The 17264-nt window shown below is 62.3% G+C and carries 15 protein-coding genes; 3 read left to right on the top strand and 12 right to left on the bottom strand.

The window, feature by feature from the left end:
• Positions 1-35 precede the first annotated feature (35 nt).
• Positions 36-2903 (bottom strand): MSEP-CTERM sorting domain-containing protein, encoded by a 2868-nt coding sequence (locus tag ACYVGC_RS01895; protein WP_460582082.1) that lies wholly within the window; start codon positions 2901-2903, stop codon positions 36-38.
• A 220-nt stretch (positions 2904-3123) separates the two neighbouring features.
• Here ACYVGC_RS01895 and ACYVGC_RS01900 point away from each other — a divergent pair, with 220 nt between their 5' ends.
• The gene (locus tag ACYVGC_RS01900; protein WP_460582083.1) at positions 3124-4266 is read left to right on the top strand and encodes a putative sensor domain DACNV-containing protein; all 1143 of its coding nucleotides are present in this window, start codon (positions 3124-3126) and stop codon (positions 4264-4266) included.
• Between the two features lie 11 nt (positions 4267-4277).
• Here ACYVGC_RS01900 and ACYVGC_RS01905 read toward each other — a convergent pair whose 3' ends face one another.
• The 6 genes from ACYVGC_RS01905 to ACYVGC_RS01930 all read right to left on the bottom strand — a co-directional run bounded on the left by ACYVGC_RS01905 (position 4278) and on the right by ACYVGC_RS01930 (position 10700).
• Positions 4278-4700, bottom strand: a complete 423-nt coding sequence (locus ACYVGC_RS01905) for a hypothetical protein (RefSeq protein WP_460582084.1) — start codon at positions 4698-4700, stop codon at positions 4278-4280.
• A gap of 180 nt (positions 4701-4880) precedes the next feature.
• A complete protein-coding gene (locus tag ACYVGC_RS01910) occupies positions 4881-5357 on the bottom strand; it encodes a CDP-alcohol phosphatidyltransferase family protein (RefSeq protein ID WP_460582085.1) in 477 nt (158 codons plus the stop codon).
• A 15-nt stretch (positions 5358-5372) separates the two neighbouring features.
• The gene (locus ACYVGC_RS01915; protein ID WP_460582086.1) at positions 5373-7811 is read right to left on the bottom strand and encodes an endonuclease MutS2; all 2439 of its coding nucleotides are present in this window, start codon (positions 7809-7811) and stop codon (positions 5373-5375) included.
• A 294-nt stretch (positions 7812-8105) separates the two neighbouring features.
• On the bottom strand, positions 8106-8765 hold the full coding sequence (locus ACYVGC_RS01920) for a hypothetical protein (protein ID WP_460582087.1): 660 nt from the start codon (positions 8763-8765) through the stop codon (positions 8106-8108).
• 51 nt (positions 8766-8816) lie between these two features.
• Positions 8817-9575, bottom strand: coding sequence for a DUF2400 domain-containing protein (locus ACYVGC_RS01925; protein WP_460582088.1), 759 nt, complete (start codon positions 9573-9575; stop codon positions 8817-8819).
• 165 nt (positions 9576-9740) lie between these two features.
• Positions 9741-10700 carry a LysM peptidoglycan-binding domain-containing protein gene (locus ACYVGC_RS01930; protein WP_460582089.1) on the bottom strand — a complete coding sequence of 320 codons (960 nt, stop codon included), beginning with the start codon at positions 10698-10700 and terminating at the stop codon, positions 9741-9743.
• 204 nt (positions 10701-10904) lie between these two features.
• Here ACYVGC_RS01930 and kdsB point away from each other — a divergent pair, with 204 nt between their 5' ends.
• Positions 10905-11666 (top strand): 3-deoxy-manno-octulosonate cytidylyltransferase, encoded by a 762-nt coding sequence (gene kdsB, locus ACYVGC_RS01935; protein ID WP_460582090.1) that lies wholly within the window; start codon positions 10905-10907, stop codon positions 11664-11666.
• Positions 11667-11720: 54 nt separating this feature from the next.
• On the opposite strand, the gene ACYVGC_RS01940 is transcribed toward kdsB, so the two are convergent.
• The 5 genes from ACYVGC_RS01940 to mce form a co-directional block, all read right to left on the bottom strand.
• Positions 11721-12443 carry an energy transducer TonB gene (locus ACYVGC_RS01940; RefSeq protein ID WP_460582091.1) on the bottom strand — a complete coding sequence of 241 codons (723 nt, stop codon included), beginning with the start codon at positions 12441-12443 and terminating at the stop codon, positions 11721-11723.
• A 114-nt stretch (positions 12444-12557) separates the two neighbouring features.
• On the bottom strand, positions 12558-12974 hold the full coding sequence (locus ACYVGC_RS01945; protein WP_460582092.1) for a DUF1622 domain-containing protein: 417 nt from the start codon (positions 12972-12974) through the stop codon (positions 12558-12560).
• A gap of 59 nt (positions 12975-13033) precedes the next feature.
• Positions 13034-14458 (bottom strand): CCA tRNA nucleotidyltransferase, encoded by a 1425-nt coding sequence (locus ACYVGC_RS01950; protein WP_460582093.1) that lies wholly within the window; start codon positions 14456-14458, stop codon positions 13034-13036.
• Positions 14459-14613: 155 nt separating this feature from the next.
• The gene (locus ACYVGC_RS01955; RefSeq protein WP_460582094.1) at positions 14614-15186 is read right to left on the bottom strand and encodes an L-threonylcarbamoyladenylate synthase; all 573 of its coding nucleotides are present in this window, start codon (positions 15184-15186) and stop codon (positions 14614-14616) included.
• A 247-nt stretch (positions 15187-15433) separates the two neighbouring features.
• On the bottom strand, positions 15434-15838 hold the full coding sequence (mce, locus tag ACYVGC_RS01960) for a VOC family protein (protein ID WP_460582095.1): 405 nt from the start codon (positions 15836-15838) through the stop codon (positions 15434-15436).
• A 192-nt stretch (positions 15839-16030) separates the two neighbouring features.
• Here mce and ACYVGC_RS01965 point away from each other — a divergent pair, with 192 nt between their 5' ends.
• Entirely contained in the window at positions 16031-17245 is a 1215-nt protein-coding gene (locus ACYVGC_RS01965; RefSeq protein WP_460582096.1) for a PLP-dependent aminotransferase family protein, read from the top strand.
• Positions 17246-17264 lie beyond the last annotated feature (19 nt).

The raw sequence follows: 17264 nt of genomic DNA on the forward strand, positions 1-17264 counted from the left end.
CGGGCAAACATACGCCCGCCGGCCCCACCCCACTCCTACCGCGCCAGCCGGGGCCGGCGCAGCCACCAGCTGCCCAGCCCGACACCCAGCAGCAGCAGCCACGGTGCATAGTCGTCGAGCGGTACGGCGGTGGCGGCCGTGGGCGGCTCGGCTTCCTGGGCATCGAGGCTGGCGTTGGCGGCCAGCGTTTGGGCCTGCTTGCGGTAGAGGGCCTGCTTCTGGGCCTGGTTTTCGAGGGCCAGAAAGGCAGTGAGCGGCGTGAGCAGGCGGCTCCGAAAGCTGGCCTGGATGAAGGCCAGGTGCTGGGCATCGGCGGCGGCGGGGTGCAGCGCCTGCCACTGGGCGCAGCCGCGCAGCAGCAGCCCGGTTTGCCAGCGCGAGGCCGCGGCGGTGGGCACGGCGAGCGCAGCGGCCGGCTGGCTGAGCACCACGCTGGGGCGGCCATCGTCGGGCAGGTACGCGCGGGGCTGGGCAGCCGTGGGCCAGGCGCGCACGGCTGGCTTCACTTCCTGTTGATTACCAATATTTTGTGCAACTTCGCCGGACGCGGTGCGCAGCGAATGCACCGTGGCCTGGCCACCCGGCCCCAGCACCAGGAAGGCGTCGCTTTCGGGGTAAGCCGGGGCTAATTCGGCAAAGTCGGGGGCCAGCACGGTGCCGGCCAGCGAATCGGTGACTACTACCAGCACCGGGTAGCTGGCGGCGGGGTGCAGCTGGGCATCGGCCAGCGTACGCTGCACGGCCCCGGTGAGGTAGCAGCCGCCCGCGTTAGCAAAGGCGTCGAACTGCTGCCGCCAGTCGGCCCCGGCCGGCATGGGCGTGGCGTAGGTGTTCACGAGCGTGAAGCGGGCCGGCGCGGCGCTGGCGTGCTGCTCCAAAAACTGGGCAACCCACTGCCGGTAAGCGGCTTTGCTGGCCTGGTGGGCGGCCGATACGTCGAGCAGGAAGTGGTAATACGGCTGGCGCTGCACCCGCGGCAGCTGCTGCTTGGCCGCCGCGCTGAGGTACACCACTGCGCCGCCGGGCGTGGCCACGGGCGCGGGGCTGGTAGCCATCGAGTCGGCGCGGCCCAACTGGATTTTTTGCCCGTCAATAACTAATTCAAATGGCTCCTTATGCGTGAGCTGCACGCCCGTGCGGCGCGGGGCGGCGCCCTCCACCGGGTACACCTGGAGACGCAGCTGGTCGGGGCCGGCGTAGGCGAGCAGGCCGGGGTCGCGGCGGTCATTCTGGTGCACTATCTGGGTGTATACCCAGTCGGCGGCCTTCTTCTCGGCCAGGATGCCCGGCTCGCGGCGGCCAGCTATGTCGAGGTAATAATCGCTCACCCAGCAGCCGGCCGGCAGCGCAAACGTGGTGCGGTACTCGCCCACCGCCTGCACCGGGTTAGCGTTGCCAACTTCCACCTCTACCCAACTCACCCAGGCCTGCTGGCGGGCATCGTAGGTGCTGCGGGCCGTGAGGTGCCGCAGCGCGGCGGGCGCAGGCGCGGACGCGTTGGCGGAAAATCTACCTAACTGCCAGTTATTAAGTTGATTGAGTCCTATTCCAAATACGCTTTCCAGCGTGGCGAGCTTACTTTCGGATAGCAGCAGGTTATCGAGCACTAGCCAGTTGAAATACGTGGAGAGGAAGGGCTGCTGGCTGCCCATAAACAGGTCGCGGCCCTGCTGGTCTTTGTGCTGGCGCACGGTGGCCAGGGTGCGGGCCAGCGACGCGGCGTCGAGGTCGTAAGTTTTGGCGTAATCGGGGGTGTACACGTAGGCCAGCGCCGCGTGCAGCGTGCGGCGGGCGTGGTAGTAGTCGGCGGTGAGCAGTAGCGGCAGCACCGCCACCCCGCCCAGCAGCACGGCGCGTGGCACCCAGCGCCCAAAGTGGGTGCGCACGGCGGCCACATCATCGGCCAGCAGGCGCAGGTGCACCACCAGCAGCACCAGCGGCGTGAGCATGAGAAAGCCCGTGCCAATGGCGATGACGGCTAGCAACGACAGCGGTAAAAACGGCAGGAAAACCAGGAAAAAGTACAGCGTGTAGCTCAGCAGCACGCTGCGCGCGCCCAGCAGCGCCAGCCGCCCGCCCGGCCGCGCCGGGGCCGGCACGCACAGCAGCACCCCATTGAGCACCGCCAATCCGTAGAACCACGGCGTATTGAAATTGCCAAAAATGCCGCTCTGCTTACCCACCACCCCCAATAGCATGCCCGCATTCACGAGCAACCCCAACAAGGGCAATACCAGGGTAATGAGCACTTTCCAGATGATAGTAAACTCATCGTCGCGGCGCAGACTGATGAGGTAGGCGGCCCGCACCAGAAAAAATAGGAAGGTCAGCGGGCCCACTACCAGCCCGGCCAGCAGCAGCGGCCCACCCAGCCAAGCGCTGTCGGCCCAGCTACCCAGCAGCGTGCTCACCAGCCCCAGCACCAGCCACCCGCCCATCGGAATGGCCACGGCTAGTTCCAGGCTGGGCAGCACCGAGTGCGGCCGGCCAGCGGGCACGCTGCGCACCACCAGCACCAGCAGCGCGTGGGCCAGGGTAGGCATCAGAAAGGTCCAGACGTAGATGAGCAAGTCGGTGGGTACCATCCAGCGCGGCACGTCGCGCGGCAGCACCACCTCGCTGCTGGTCGTGTACCAGGTCAGGTAGGCCGCGTAGGCCAGTAGCGCGGCCCCGGCATAGCGGGTGCCCAGCGGCAGCCCGCGCCGCCACTGCCAGGCCGCGTACAGCAGCGTGGCCCCGCCCAAGCCCGCCAGTACCAGCGCCAGCTGCTGCCACACGGCTACGCTGGCGGCCGGCAGCAGCGTTTCAATCACCGAAAACTCGCCGTAGCCCAGCGCCGCCAGCAGCAGCAGTGGCAACGTATTGAGCAGCAGCACCCATTTGGCATTAAGCAAGTTGTGCATAAGTAGCGGGTAGTAAGCTGGAGCGCCTTTCTACCACCGGCGACAATGACCAGGGTGGAACGCTGTACAAATGTATTGTAAAGAACTTTGTAATTCAAAGCAATTTTTTCATGCTTCTTAAATCTTTCGATTTTTGGGGCGCGCTAAGCAACTTTGGCTCGCTCTTGTTCTACCGCTTCGCGATGGGCCAGCTTTAGTCAGCCCGCCGCGCCTTCGCCCTATGCTTTCCGAACCTACCTACCTGGCCGCCCGCATGGTGGCCCCCGCCCTCGCAGCCCACTTTGCCCAGCACCGCACCAACGCCGCGCAACTGGGTGGGCCGCCCCTGCCCCCACCCCCGCCGGCGGCCCTGCTCGAAGCCATTATCGACGTGGCGTTTTGGGCCAGCTTGCGGCGCGAGGAGGGCCGGCCGCCGCGCATTTCGCTGGCGCTGCTCGAGCCCGAGGAGGCGGGACAGCCGCTGCTGTTTGGGCACCGGCTGCGCCTCACGCCGCAGGTGCTCATCAAGCTGGCCCCGGCCGTGGAGCACCCCGGCATTCACCTGGGGGTGAGTTTTGATGCGGAGGGCCTCTACATCTGGGGCACGGCCAGCCAGGTGCCGCCGGTGTGCTTTGTGCTGGAAGTGGTGGAGCCGGGCCTGCTGGTGGCCAAGCACCGCCGGGCCGACGGCTTCGGCAAATTCATCAACGTGGCCGTGCTGCGGGGCGACCAGATACGGGTGGTGGACGAGGACACCATGGGCCTGGGCGACTACCCCGCGCTGCGTGCGTCGCTGCCGGCCATTCCGTGCCCGGCCACCGCCCCCGGCGGCCGGTCGGTGGATGTGCTGCTGGAGTTGGCCCGCGCCATGCGCGCCCACGGCCGCGGCGGCCTGCTGCTGCTGGTGCCGCCGGGCTCCGAGGCGTGGCGGGCCTCGGTGGTGCAGCCGCTGGGCTACCCCGTGGCGCCGGCCTTCGCGGGCATTGCCGACCTACTCACCGACGCCGACCGCAGCCACCGCGACTGGCAGGAGAACCTGCTGGATGCCATTGAGATAGTGGGCGGCTACACGGCCGTGGACGGGGCCACCGTGCTCGCCCGCGACTACAAGCTGCTGGCCTTCGGCACCAAGGTAACGCGCCGCACCAACGGCACGGCGGTGGAGGAAATCGTGCTCACCGAGCCCGTGGTGGGCAGCAGCGCCACCACCCTGCACCCCGCCAAAAACGGCGGCACCCGCCACCTGGCCGCCGCCCAGTTTGTGCACGACCAGCACGATGCGGTATCGCTGGTAGCCTCGCAGGACGGCAATTTCACGGTCTTCTCGTGGTCGGAAGCGCTGGGCCGGGTGCACGCCCACCGGATTGACGTGCTGCTGCTGTGAGCACCGGCTGGCTACTTGGGCTGCAGCAATAGCCAGTTCACGGCCGCCGTCTCGCTATCGAAAGAGCGGTAGCGTACCGGCAGGGCTAGCACGCTAGTGGTGATGTAGGAGGTAGCCAGGCGCGTTAGTACATTGCTGGCCACCACTATAGCTCCAAATCGGTAGCCACTTTGCTGCACCGCCGCTGGCAGCCACTCCGCGCTTATCCAGTCTTGTTCCTTGGAGTTAAACGGTATCATGCTGACCTGATTAATCAAAATCCGGCTCCAGCCGCGCTCTTCCAAGGCCTGCGCCGCTGTGGTAAACATGGCCTGCGTTTGGGCAAATGGCCGGGGCTGGTTGCCCCAATTCAGGCGCAGAAAGCCCGCCGGGTCGGCCAGCACCTGGCCGGCCGCGTTGCGGAGTAGGACGAGCAGGCTAGAAGCGTCTTGCATAGGTACTCTATATCCTTTTGATTCGCAGCAAATTATCACCCATTCAGCCATGAAACAGTCTGTGCCGCCTAATTGCTTTGCCCTGCCGCAGCCGCACCGCGTGGTAGAGCGTGGGCACATCACTAGCCCACACCTTCAACGTGAGGAGGATTCCCATTATTTCGAGCCGCGAAAGCACCCCTACCCAAAAGCACAGCTGAAACAGCCACCCGACCGGCAGCTTAGGCAAACCTGCACCAGCGTGGCCAACGATACCAATACCCAGCCCTTGGCCGCGAAGGAATGCGTAGCTACCTCCTTGCGAAATCTTAGGCAGGAAACGGCGTAAGTCAAGGCTTCCAAACCCAGTAATATACTGAGCTGTAAGCTATTGCCAGTAAAGAAGACAGGGCAGGCTACGTACGTGGCCCCCACTACCAACAGCCAGAATACCTGGTCGATGGTAGAGTCGAGCCGCCGCAGACGTTGCGTCGAAATGCCCAGCTGCCGGGCCACTATCCCGTCGAATACGTCGGTGAGCACGGCTACTATCAGCAGCCCAATGGCCACGGGGCCGTAGTGCGGAATATGGCAGTAGCTGAGCCCCACCAGCAAAACTCCGATAAGCAGGCGACTGTAAATCAGCCCTATCGGGATTTTGTTGGTGAGGCTACGCATGGAGCCAAAGCTACGCTACTTGAGCACGGCCAGCGTGACGCCGTCGCCGCCGCGGTCGGCGTGCTCGTCGCCCACGCTGGCGATGGCGCGGGTGCGGCGCAGGTAGTCGCGGGCTATTTGGCGCAGCACGCCGTTGCCGCGCCCGTGCAGGATTTTCACCTCCGGAATCCCCAGCATCACGGCATCGTCCACGAAGCTCATGAGCTTGGTGAGCGCATCTTCGGCCCGCTCGCCGCGCAGGTCGAGGGTGGGGCTGAAGCTGGCCATGCGGCCGGTAATGTCGAGGCTCTGACCGCTACTGTTAGCGGCGGCGGTTTTGCGGGCTACCTGCTCACGCTCACGCGCTTCGGCCCGGCTCAGCTTTTCGAGCTGGGCTACTTTCACCAGGGTTTTCATGCCGCCAAAGAGTACTTCGGCGGTTTTGCCCTTCACGCTCACTACCTCACCGTGGCCGTCCTGGCCTAGGATGGCCACGCGGTCGCCGGCCAGCAGAGTGCCGGCGTCGGCCAACTCGCGGGAGGGGCGTGCCCTAGGCGGCTCCACTTGCAGCTCTTGGCGCACGAAGGTTTCGAGGGTCGAGCGGGCCTGCTTGGTGGTTTCCTTATCAGCCTGAGAGCGGCGGATTTCGGTAATGGTGGATTCGATTTGCTGGTTGGCCGTTTGCAACAACTGCTTGGCCTGCTGCTTGGCGGCGCGCAGAGTTTCGGTGCGGGTGTCGTCGAGGTGCTTCTTGAGGTCCAGGTATTCCTGGGTGAACTTGCGCAGGCCGTTCTGCAGCTTTTCGGTATCGCGGAGCTTGTTTTCGAGCTCGGTTTTGTCCTTTTCGAGGCCTTCGAGCAGGCGGTCGTAGCGGATTTTGTCCTTGCCCACCAGCTGGGTGGCGCGCTCCACGAGCTGCCGGGGCAGGCCGATTTTGCGGGCAATTTCGATGGCGAACGACGAGCCCGGCTTGCCGATTTCGAGGCGATAGAGCGGTTGCAGGCGCTCGGGGTCGTAGCGCATGGCGCCGTTCACGAGGCCGTCGGTTTTCTCGGCAAAGTTTTTGAGGTTAGTGTAGTGCGTGGTTATCACCCCAAAGGCGCGGGCCTGGTTGAGCTGCTCCAGCACGGCTTCGGCAATGGCCCCGCCCAGGCTGGGCTCGGTACCGGTGCCAAATTCGTCAATCAGGATGAGGCTTTTCTTGTTGGCTACGGTCACGAACTGCTTCATGGCCAGCAAGTGCGATGAATACGTACTCAGGTCATTCTCAAGACTTTGCTCATCGCCAATATCAAGCAGGATGTCCTCAAACATGCCGGCTTCCGAGTAGTCGTCGCACGGAATGAGCAGACCGCATTGCAGCATGTACTGCACCAAGCCCACCGTCTTGAGGGTCACCGACTTACCACCCGCGTTGGGCCCCGAAATAACCAGCATGCGGCGCTCGGGCGTCAGCTCCAGGTCGAGCGGCACCACTTCACGCTTCTCGGCGTCTTTGCCGGCGGCCTTGTTCTGCTCCTTAAAAGTGAGGGTGAGTACCGGGTGGCGCACCCCGCGCCAGCGGATGAGCGGCCGGCTGCTGAGCTCGGGCAACTGCGCATCGAGCTCGCGGGCCAGCCGCGCCTTAGCCCGGATGAAGTCGAGCAGGCCGAGGTAGCCGTAGGCCTTGCGCAGGTCGGGCAGGTGGGGGCGCAGCTGGTCGGTGAGGCTGGTGAGAATACGAATCAGCTCGCGCTGGTAGGCGTTTTCGAGGTCCTTGATGTCGTTGTTTGACTCAAACACCTCCGAGGGCTCAATAAACACCGTTTGGCCCGAGGCCGACTCGTCGTGGATGAGGCCGCGCACGCGGCGCTTGTGCTCGGCTATCACGGGCAGCACCAGGCGGCCGCCGCGGATGGTGGGCTCGGCATCGCCGGGAATCCAGCCCTCCGACTTGGCGTGGCGCAGCACGCTGGCAATCTGCTTGCGCAGCTGGCCCTGGCGCTGAATGAGCTGCTGGCGCACCTGCCGCAGCAGCGGTGAGGCGTCGTCGCGCACCAGGCCGTCGTCGTCCACCACTTTGTCCATGGCGGCCAGCAGGTTGCGGTCGGCCTGAATGCCGATGCCCAGCAGGCGCAGGTTGGGATACAGATTTTCGGCCGCCTGGGTAAAAAACGTGAGCGCCGAGCGGATGGTACGCAAACTCATCTTCACCTCAAAAAACGCGGCCGCGTCGAGGTACGCACCGGGCAATGAGGCGCGCTTGAGGTGCACCGTCACATCGTAGTAATACGCGCCCGGAAACTCGCTGCCGCCGGCCAGCAGCTGCCGAAACTCGTCGGTTTGGGCCAGCAGCTTGCTAAGCTGCTCGTGCTGGGTGATAAACTGCATGTTGGCCACGTGCTGCCGGCCCAGGGCCGAGAGGCAGAGCTGCTCCAGCAGCTCGCGCAGGGTGGTGAAGCCAATCTTGGCCTCAAAGTTTTGGGGTACTAACAAATCGAATACGAGCAGGAATAGGGACTAACTGGCCGTAAAGTTAAAACAGCAAACGGGGCGGGAAGATTCGGTGCGCGGGCGGTGTTTTCACCGCAGAAGACGCAGAGGGTTTCGCAGAAGGTTAGGCGGTGCACCGGGATATGACCACGGCGGCTACGGCCACGGCTACCAGCGCGCCCAGGCGCAGGGCCAGAAACACCCAGGCGGGCAGCTCGGGGCCTTTGGAATTTTTGAGCATAAGCCCGTGTACGTAACCCAGCTTAATATGCTACTTTCTTATCCTAGCTTGATTAATTACTCGCGCTTATCTGAGAACATAGCCCATACACTCAGGTAAGGCAACACTACAAGTACTACCGGCAAAACATACTTGATAGGAGAAACAGCTGCTGAAAAGCCCCATGCTATTAGTACAGTAGCTAAGGCGAACAGGCTCAACAGTACTTTGGTAGAAATCACCCGCTCGAAAAATCCTTTTTCACGCAGAATGGGTGTCATATTTTCAGTCTGATTATACTGACGTAACGCTTGTTCAAAAGCCTTAATCATGTCGGCAAATTCAGTAGTATAGCTGGCGGAGAAACTCAATTTTTCTTCATTCTTAGTTCGTAGTAGCAACCCCATACTTCCTTTTGCCGGAAGTATTCGATATGAATGAAGCTGCTTAAACAACAAGGTTATTTGTACGCCTGTCTTCTGGTTTGTGAGCTCCAATCCGTCAGCATCGATTCTGACGCGGCCATCCTCTCCTACTAGCTTATCACGAAACCGAAGGAGAATACCTAACCCAATCGGCAACAGACATAATAGTCCAAATACAGCATCTGTATGGTGCGTGCCTAAAAGCGTAATAAGCAATCCCACATAACCAATATACCCCCAAAGCACCCGTAAGCCCTTTCGCTGATTCAATATTGTTAATTCAAATTCTCTGACCATAGGCATTGAAAGCATAAGCGACATACTCATTTGTCACTGGGAGCGGCTTACCATTACACAAGTAAGCTACCCCACGCCCTCCCCAAACAGCGCGAAGTCATATTTCACGGGGTCGTGGGGGTCGAGCAGGCGCAAATTAGCAGTTAGTTCCTCGGCGGCGGGCCAGTCTACTTTGTCGCGCTTTAGCAAACCCAAAAGCCGCGCCTGGCGCTCGACGTGCACGTCGATGGGGCAGATTAATTCGCTGGGCGAGAGGCGCGTCCAGAGGCCAAAGTCGACGCCGTTATCGTCGCGGCGCACCAGCCAGCGCAGGTACATGTTGAGGCGCTTGCAGGCCGAGTTGCGGGCGGGCGTGGCTACGTGCTTGCGGGTGCGGGCCGGGGCGTCGGGCAGGCTGAAAAACAGGTCGTGAAAATTGATAAGCCGCTCGCGCATGGTATCCCCGCGTAAGAAGGCGTCTTCTAGCGAGTTATGCGTTTCATAGAACCAGCGTAGCCAGTGCACAAAGTACAACAGGTCGGTGTCGCAGAAAGTGCGGTGGCAAAACTTGAGCAGCTGTTTGAGGTCCTCTTCCTGGTGCTGGGTGATGAACTGGTAGGGCGCCTCGTCCATGCGCGTCATCAGCTCGGCGGTTTTTTTGAGGATGGTGGGGCGCTGGCCCCAGGCCAGCAGCGCAGCAAAGAGGCCGCTGATTTCAATATCCTGCAACTTACTGAACCGGTGCGGGATGCTGACCGGGTCTTTGAGCAGAAACTCGGGCTGGTTGTACTGGTCGGCGCGCGCATCGAGCAGGGTGCGCAACTCATTTATTCTTAAAGAATTCATTATCCGTCAACTGTCATTACAAAGAGAACGTCATGCTGAGCTTGTCGAAGCATCTCTACCGCGCCGGAAGGGTTAGTAATCCCTGCGGCGCGGTAGAGATGCTTCGACAAGCTCAGCATGACGTTCTTTTAACTCGGTACTTACCTGATATAATTCCGGCCGGCCCTACGGCACGTAGCTGGTTTCGACGCGAAACTTGGCGTCGGTGGTGCCCAGCTTTTGCACGGCGCGGGGAGAAAGGCGCACCAGGATGTTCTCGTTTTCACCGGTGTCGGGCAGCGGCCCGATAACGCGCACGTACACCGACTGGCCGTTCATCTGATTCTTTACCTGCATAATGGTGCCCACGGGGGCCGTTTTGTGCAGCGCCAAGTACTTGTCGGTGCCGCTGTTGCCGATGGCCGAGGCGATGCCCACGTCGGTTTTGCGCGTCACCAACTCGCTGGCGTGGGTGGGGCTGCGGGTTTCGGCGGCTTCCTCGCGCTTTTCGGCGGGCGTGGCGGCGGTTACGGTGGCAATCTGGGCCGGCGCAGTGGGGTTAATCTTAGGCGTGGCAGTGGTTTCCGTGGCAGCGGGGCGGGCGGGCGCTATCGCAGTAGCCGCCACGGGCGTAGCCCCAGCTTCAGCGGCGCGCAGCAGCAGCTCTTGGCCCACGCGCACCGAACCGCCGCTGGGCAAATGGTTGAGTAGCAGTAGCTCGGCGGGCGAGAGGTTGAAGCGGCGGGCAATGCCGAACAGCGTTTCACCCTTGGCTACGGTATAGCGGTCGGGCACGGCGGCGCTAGTGGCGGCGGGCGCAGCAATAGTCGCCGTTTTGGCGGGGGTGGCGGCCGTAGCCGGGGCCCCAGCGGCCCGGCCGCTGGGCCGCGGTATCAGCACTACTTCGCCAATGCCCAGGCCGTTTTTAAGCTGCGGGTTGGCGGCGGTAATCTGGTCTACCGTCACTTTGTAGCGGCGGCTGAGGGCAAACATGGTTTCGCCCTGGGCCACGCGGTGGCGCACGAAGCGCTGGCCCCCGCGCATTTCCTGGCCGATGGAGTCGGTGGGCAGGCGGTGGCTGGCGGGTGGCGCGGCCAGCGGGCCGTGCAGCGAATTAAGTATCAGGAAGGAAGCAAGCAGACTCATGCGCAGAAGCAAGGCTAAAAATGTACCAAAACCGACTCTCGGCCGGCCCCGGCTCAGTGCCAGCGGTAGGCAAAGTAAATAGCTAGCGGCCGGGCGGCGGTATTTTCGGGCTCGGGGCAGGTCGCCAGCCCCTGTTTCACAAGCCTCTGCCGGGCTAGGCCAGGCTACCCATTTACTCATTCACTCCCCCACTTCTTCACCTATATGTCCGCTCTCGGCATCATTCCGGCCCGCTACGCCTCTACCCGCCTCCCCGGCAAGCCCCTCGTGGACCTCGGCGGCCAGTCTATGATACAGCGCGTGGTGACGCAGGCCCGGCAGGCAAACTTGGCGCGGGTGGTGGTAGCCACCGATGACCAGCGCATTCTCGACCATGTGCGGGGCTTTGGGGGCGAGGCTGTGCTCACGCGCCCCGACCATCCCAGCGGCACCGACCGCGTGTGGGAGGCGTTTGAGTTATTGGGCCGGCCAAGGGAGGTGAATTGCATTGTAAATATTCAGGGCGACGAGCCGTTCATTCACCCCACGCAGATTGATGCGCTAGTGGCGCTTTTTGCTCAACGGCCCACCCCCGCCATTGCTACGCTCATCAAGCCCGTGCTCACCGAGGAGGAGCTGTTTAGCCCGCACCTGCCCAAAGTAGTAACCGACCAATTCGGGCGGGCGCTTTATTTCAGCCGCCACCCCCTGCCCTACCAGCGCCAGCACGCCCCCGCCGACTGGCTAACCCACCACCGTTATTACCGCCACCTGGGCCTGTACGCCTACGACCCGCAGGTGCTGGGGCAAATCACGCTGCTACCACCATCCTCTTTAGAAGTGGCCGAGAGCCTGGAACAGCTGCGCTGGCTGGAAGCCGGCTTTCCAGTCCAAACTACTGTTACCGAACTAGATGCCTTCGGCATCGACACTCCTGAAGACGTAGTGCGGGCCCGGCTCAGAATCAGCGGGCAGCAGGCCGATTAACTTTCTGTCAGTCTTTCTCTTACTTCATGCACCGCGCCGGGCGCTACTTATTTCTTACTGTTGCTGCATGCTGAAGCGAATGCGCAGGGTTGCGGGCACCCGCACGGGCTTGCCGGCCAAGCGGGCGGGCGTCCACCAGGGCATGAGGCGCACTAGGCGCAGGGCTTCTTCGTCGAGGCCTGCGCCGATGCCTTTGGCCACTTCGGCATCGAGAATGCGCCCGGCCTCATCCACCACGAAGCTCACATACACGTCGCCCGACAGGTTTTTGGCCTTGGCCACTTCGGGGTAGCGCACGTTTTGCTGCAAGTAGGCGCGGTAGGCTTCCACGCCGCCGGGGTAGGTGGGCTGCTCGTCGGCCAGGTTGAGCAGGCCGCTTATCACTTCGACGCCCGCCGCGGCGGTGTTGCCGCCCACGCCCACCGGGTGCATGGTGAGGGTAACGGGGCCGGCGGCGGTGAGTGCTACCGTTTGGGTCTGATAGCCGGCGCATTTGAGCGTGAGCACGGGGTTAGGCAACTCACTGTTCAGCAAGAAGCTACCCGCGGAGTTGGTAGTTGCGTTAGCGGCCGCGTCTTTCATCGTAATAAACACGCCGGGCAGCGGGGCCCCCTTGTCGTTCAGGATGCGGCCCGTAATGATGAGCGCCCCAGGGCCGGCCGCCACTGCCAGCGGAGCAGCTGCGCTTTGCCGGGGCAAGGCCGCCCCGGTACCCAGTGCCCAGGCCAGCACCAACGCCAGGTGCTTCACCCGAAAGTGCCGTAAACATTTATTCATCGAAAAGTACAGTACAGGTGGGAATGTACCACAAGTATAAGTAGTTAGGAGCTAACTTTCCTAACCACTCATCTTGGGTTAATCCTGTCTGCCCATACCGCACGCCCGGCGGTATCAGTCGTGCTTAGCCTGGTTAAAATCCTCCGGCTCGGGCCCGCCTTCGTGGCGCTCCTGCTGCATTTCTTTGGATAGGAAATAGTTGAGCGCCGTGCGGATGACGGCAATGGCCCCGAGCCGGCCAATCTGCTCCCACCCCGGCGCAATGGTCGTGGACAGGATATCGGCCCCGAGCTGAAACTCCAACGCCAGGGCCAGGTAGCGCGCCAGCGTGAGCCGGATGGCCGTAAAATCGGCCGTGCGCCGGGCCAGCAGCGCCCGCACCAGTAGCCCGCCCGCCACTACCACGCCCAGCGAGATAACCAACGCCCCGAGCAGCTCGGCCCCCAGTTTGAGCCACTGCACGCCGGCTACCACCGTAACCTCCGTATGGCTGAACAGCGAAGCGGGCACTTCCGAGGGCAGTGTAACCATAACTATTTGCTTGTCAATTACTTATATAGAAATAGACACTACCCCGCGCAGGGTCGCCCTTAGCCTTGGGTGACCGCCGCCAGCCCCAGCGCCGCGCCACGAGCCAGCAGCAGGGCGTAGGCGGGCTCCCACTCGTTGGGCACTTCGCCTTCCAAAATGGCTTCTAGCACGGCTTCCTTCAGCTCGCCCACCTGGCGCGAAGGCTTAAGGCCAAAGGTTTCCATGATGACCTCGCCGGTGATGACGGGCTTGAAATTGCGCAGGTGGTCCTTGCTCTCGATTTCGCGCAGCTTCTCCTCCACCGTGTCGAAGTTGCTGAGGTAGCGGGCTTTGCGCTGGTGATCCTTGCTGGTGATGTCGGCCCGGCACAGCAGCATGAGGCGGTCAATGTCGTCACCAGCCTCAAATAGCAAACGCCTTACGGCTGAGTCGGTTACAATAGCCTTGCTGAGCACGATGGGCCGCAGGTGCAGGCGCACAAGCTTCTGCACCATGCGCATTTCTTCGCCCAGCGGCAGCTTGAGGTCGGTGAAGATGCCCGGCACCCAGCGCGCGCCCTTGTCTTCGTGGCCGTGAAACGTCCAGCCTACCTTGGGGTCGAGGCGCTTGGTGGCGGGCTTGGCAATGTCGTGCAAAATGGCGGCCCAGCGCAGCCACAGGTCGCCGCCCGCCGCCGCCACGTTATCAAGCACTTGCAGGGTATGGTAAAAATTGTCCTTATGGGCGTGCTGGCCCACTTTCTCCACGCCGTGCAGCAGCGCCATCTTCGGGAAAATGAGCTGGAGCAAACCGGTCTGAAACAGCAGCTTGAAGCCGTAGCTGGGCACCGGCGATTCCACTATCTTATTGAGCTCGATGGTGATACGCTCCTGCGACACAATCTTAATCCGCTCCTTATTACGGCCGATGGCGTCGAACGTATCGGGCTCAATATCAAAGTTGAGCTGGCTGGCAAACCGGATGGCGCGCAGCATCCGCAGCGGGTCGTCCGAGAACGTGATATCGGGCCCCAGCGGCGTGCGGATGGTCTTGGCGGCCAGGTCCTTCAGGCCGTCGTAGCGGTCCACGAGCGCGCCAAAGTCGTCAGCGTTCAAGCTCAGGCCCAAGGCGTTGATGGTAAAGTCGCGGCGGGCCAGGTCGTCTTCCAGCGTGCCGGCTTCCACCTCGGGCTTGCGGCTTTCGGCGCGGTAGCTTTCCTTGCGGGCTCCCACAAACTCGATTTCGCCGGCCTCTTCGGTGGGCAGCATGGCGGTGCCAAAGTTCTTGAACACCGTGACGCGGCCCCGGCCCGGCAGCCGCCGGCCCACCGCCTGCGCCAGCCGGATGCCATCGCCCACCGTCACCACATCTATGTCTTTGCTGGCCCGTTGCAGCGCCAGGTCGCGCACGTAGCCGCCTATAACGTAGGTGGGCTGGCCCAGCTCCTGGGCGGCGTCGGCAATGGTGCGAAAAATGGGTAGGTCGGGCAGCGTGGGCGTAGTCATGGCCGCAAAGTTCGGCAAAATGTGGCGTGAGCGCTGCAAAAAGTAGCGTGGACTCTGCGAGTCCGCGCGTGAGCGGAGCGAATAGCTGGCGTGCGAATCCTCCGGCCCCATCTGTTCGCTCCGCTCACGCGCGGACTCGCAGAGTCCACGCTACACTACTCGCGTACCACTTCCAGGGTGCCGCCCACTCCCAGGCGCACCACCCGCGAGGGGGCCACGCGGGTAGCATCATCCTGCCGCCAAGTCACTACGTGCCCGACCCCGCGCACCAGGTCCGGGTTAACTTCCGCAAATATGGCGGGCGCTGGCTCGCCGGGCTTGTTGGCCGAGGTCGATACCAGGCCGTGGCCCAGGCGGCGCACTACTTTGTGGCAAAACTCGTCCTGCGTTACGCGCAGGCCCACCGTGCCATCGGGGGCCAGCAGGCCGGGGGCAATGGCCCGGCTGGCGGGCAGGATGTACGTAGTAGGCCGGGTTTGGGTGGCCAGGGCGGCTTCCAGTTCGTCGGGCACCTGGGCGGCGTAGCGGCGCAGCATGGCCAGGTCGGCCACCAGCACAATGCTGGGCTTGCCCTCGGGGCGGCCTTTGAGCTTATATAATTTATCCACGGCGCGGGGCACTTCGGCGTCGCAGCCCAGGCCCCATACCGTATCGGTGGGGTACAGAATTACCTCCTGGTTGAGCAGCGCATCGACTGCTATATCAACTTCTTGCCTGAAAAAGACCACAGATTCAAACGGATTTAACGGATTTCGCAGATACGCCGCTTACGCGGCTGACTACGTGGGCGCAGCGTTGGGGCTGGAGCCCAAATATTTGATTAGTAGGCAACTGCACCGCTAGCGCGGCTTGCTATGTGAACGCAGCTTTGAGAACTGAAACGAACGGCGAGATGACAAGATACTTGCTAAGTAGGCTAGCCAGCTGCGTCAGCGGCGTATCTGCGAAATCCGTTAAATCCGTTTGGATCTGCGGTTAATCAGCGTTCTGGCAGAGTTCTACCAGCACGCCGCCGGCGCTCTTGGGGTGCACAAAGCACACCAGCTTATTATCGGCCCCGCGCTTGGGTACTTCATTTAATAATACGAAGCCCTCGGCGCGCAGCCGGGCCATTTCGGCTTCAATATCATCGACCTCGAAGGCCACGTGGTGGATGCCTTCGGGCTTCTTCTCCAAGAACTTGGTGATGGCGCTGTCGGGGCTGGTGCCGGCCAGCAGCTCAATTTTGGAGCCGCCGACTTGGAAAAAAACTGTGTCTACGGCCTCGCTGGGCACGTGTTCGGTTTTGTAGGGTGGCTGGCCTAGCAGGCGCGTGTAGAGGTCGGTGGCGGCGGCCAGGTCGCGCACGGCCAGGCCCAGGTGTTCGAGGTTGGTAAGCATAGGAAGGGAAGTGCCGGCCGGGCCAGCGGCGCAAAGCTACCGGCCGCCGCGGGTAGCGGGCCGGGCCACGCGGTTTTTGGCAAGCTACCCGCTATTTTTGTGGATTCGAAAAAACTGTTTAGGCCAAAATTCTGTTTCAAAGGCAGTCAAAGCTTAACTTTAGACCTTACTAGCCACATCCAGCCCAGCGCCATGCTTAAGCTACCTATCTACTTGGACAATAACGCCACCACGCCGCTCGACCCGCGCGTGCTGGAGGCCATGATGCCCTACCTGACCGACGTATTCGGCAACGCGGCTTCGCGCAACCACCCCTTTGGCTGGGCGGCCGAAGAAGGCGTGGACTACGCCCGAAATCAGATTGCCCAGCTTATCAACTGCGACCCCAAGGAGATTATCTTCACCAGCGGCGCTACCGAAGGCGACAACCTGGGTATTAAGGGCGTGTACGAGATGTATAGCCAGCGTGGCAACCACATCATCACCACCACCACCGAGCACAAAGCCGTGCTCGACACCTGCAAGCACATCGAAAAGCTCGGCGGTAAGGTGACTTACCTGCCCGTGAACGACAAGGGCTTGATTAGCCTCGACGAGCTGGAAGCCGCCATGACGCCCCAGACCATTCTGGTGACCATCATGTACGGCAACAACGAGACGGGCACTATCCAGCCCATCCGCGAGATTGCCGCCATTGCCCACAAGCACGGCGCGCTGTTTATGACCGACGGCACCCAGGCTACCGGCAAAATTCCGGTGGATGTGCAGGCCGATGGTATTGACATTATGGCCTTTACGGCCCACAAAATGTACGGCCCCAAAGGCGTGGGCGCGCTCTACGTGCGTCGCAAAAACCCCCGCGTAAAGGTTACTGCCCAAATGGACGGTGGCGGCCACGAGCGCGGCATGCGCTCGGGTACCCTCAACGTGCCCGGCATCGTGGGCTTCGGCAAAGCGTGTGAGTTGGCCCGCCTCGAAATGGCAGCCGACACCGAGCGCCTCAGCAAGCTGCGCGACCACCTGGAGCAGTCGCTGCTGCCCCTCGAAGAAAGCTACGTGAACGGTTCGGTAGAGCACCGCCTGCCCCACGTAACCAACATCAGCTTCAAGTACGTGGAAGGCGAAGGCCTGATGATGGGCGTGAAGGACCTGGCCGTATCGTCGGGCTCGGCCTGCACCAGCGCCTCGCTGGAGCCCAGCTACGTGCTCAAGGCCCTGGGCCTGAGCGACGACCTCGCCCACAGCAGCCTGCGCTTCGGCCTGAGCCGCTTCACCACCGACGAGCAAATCGAGTATGCCATCGGCCACGTAAAAGAGGCCGTAACCAAGCTCCGCGAAATGTCGCCGCTCTGGGAAATGCACAAAGAAGGCGTTGACCTCAGCACCATTGAGTGGGCTGAACATTGATTTAAGGTTTGAGGGTAGG

It is taken from the genome of Hymenobacter arcticus, assembly GCF_054779975.1.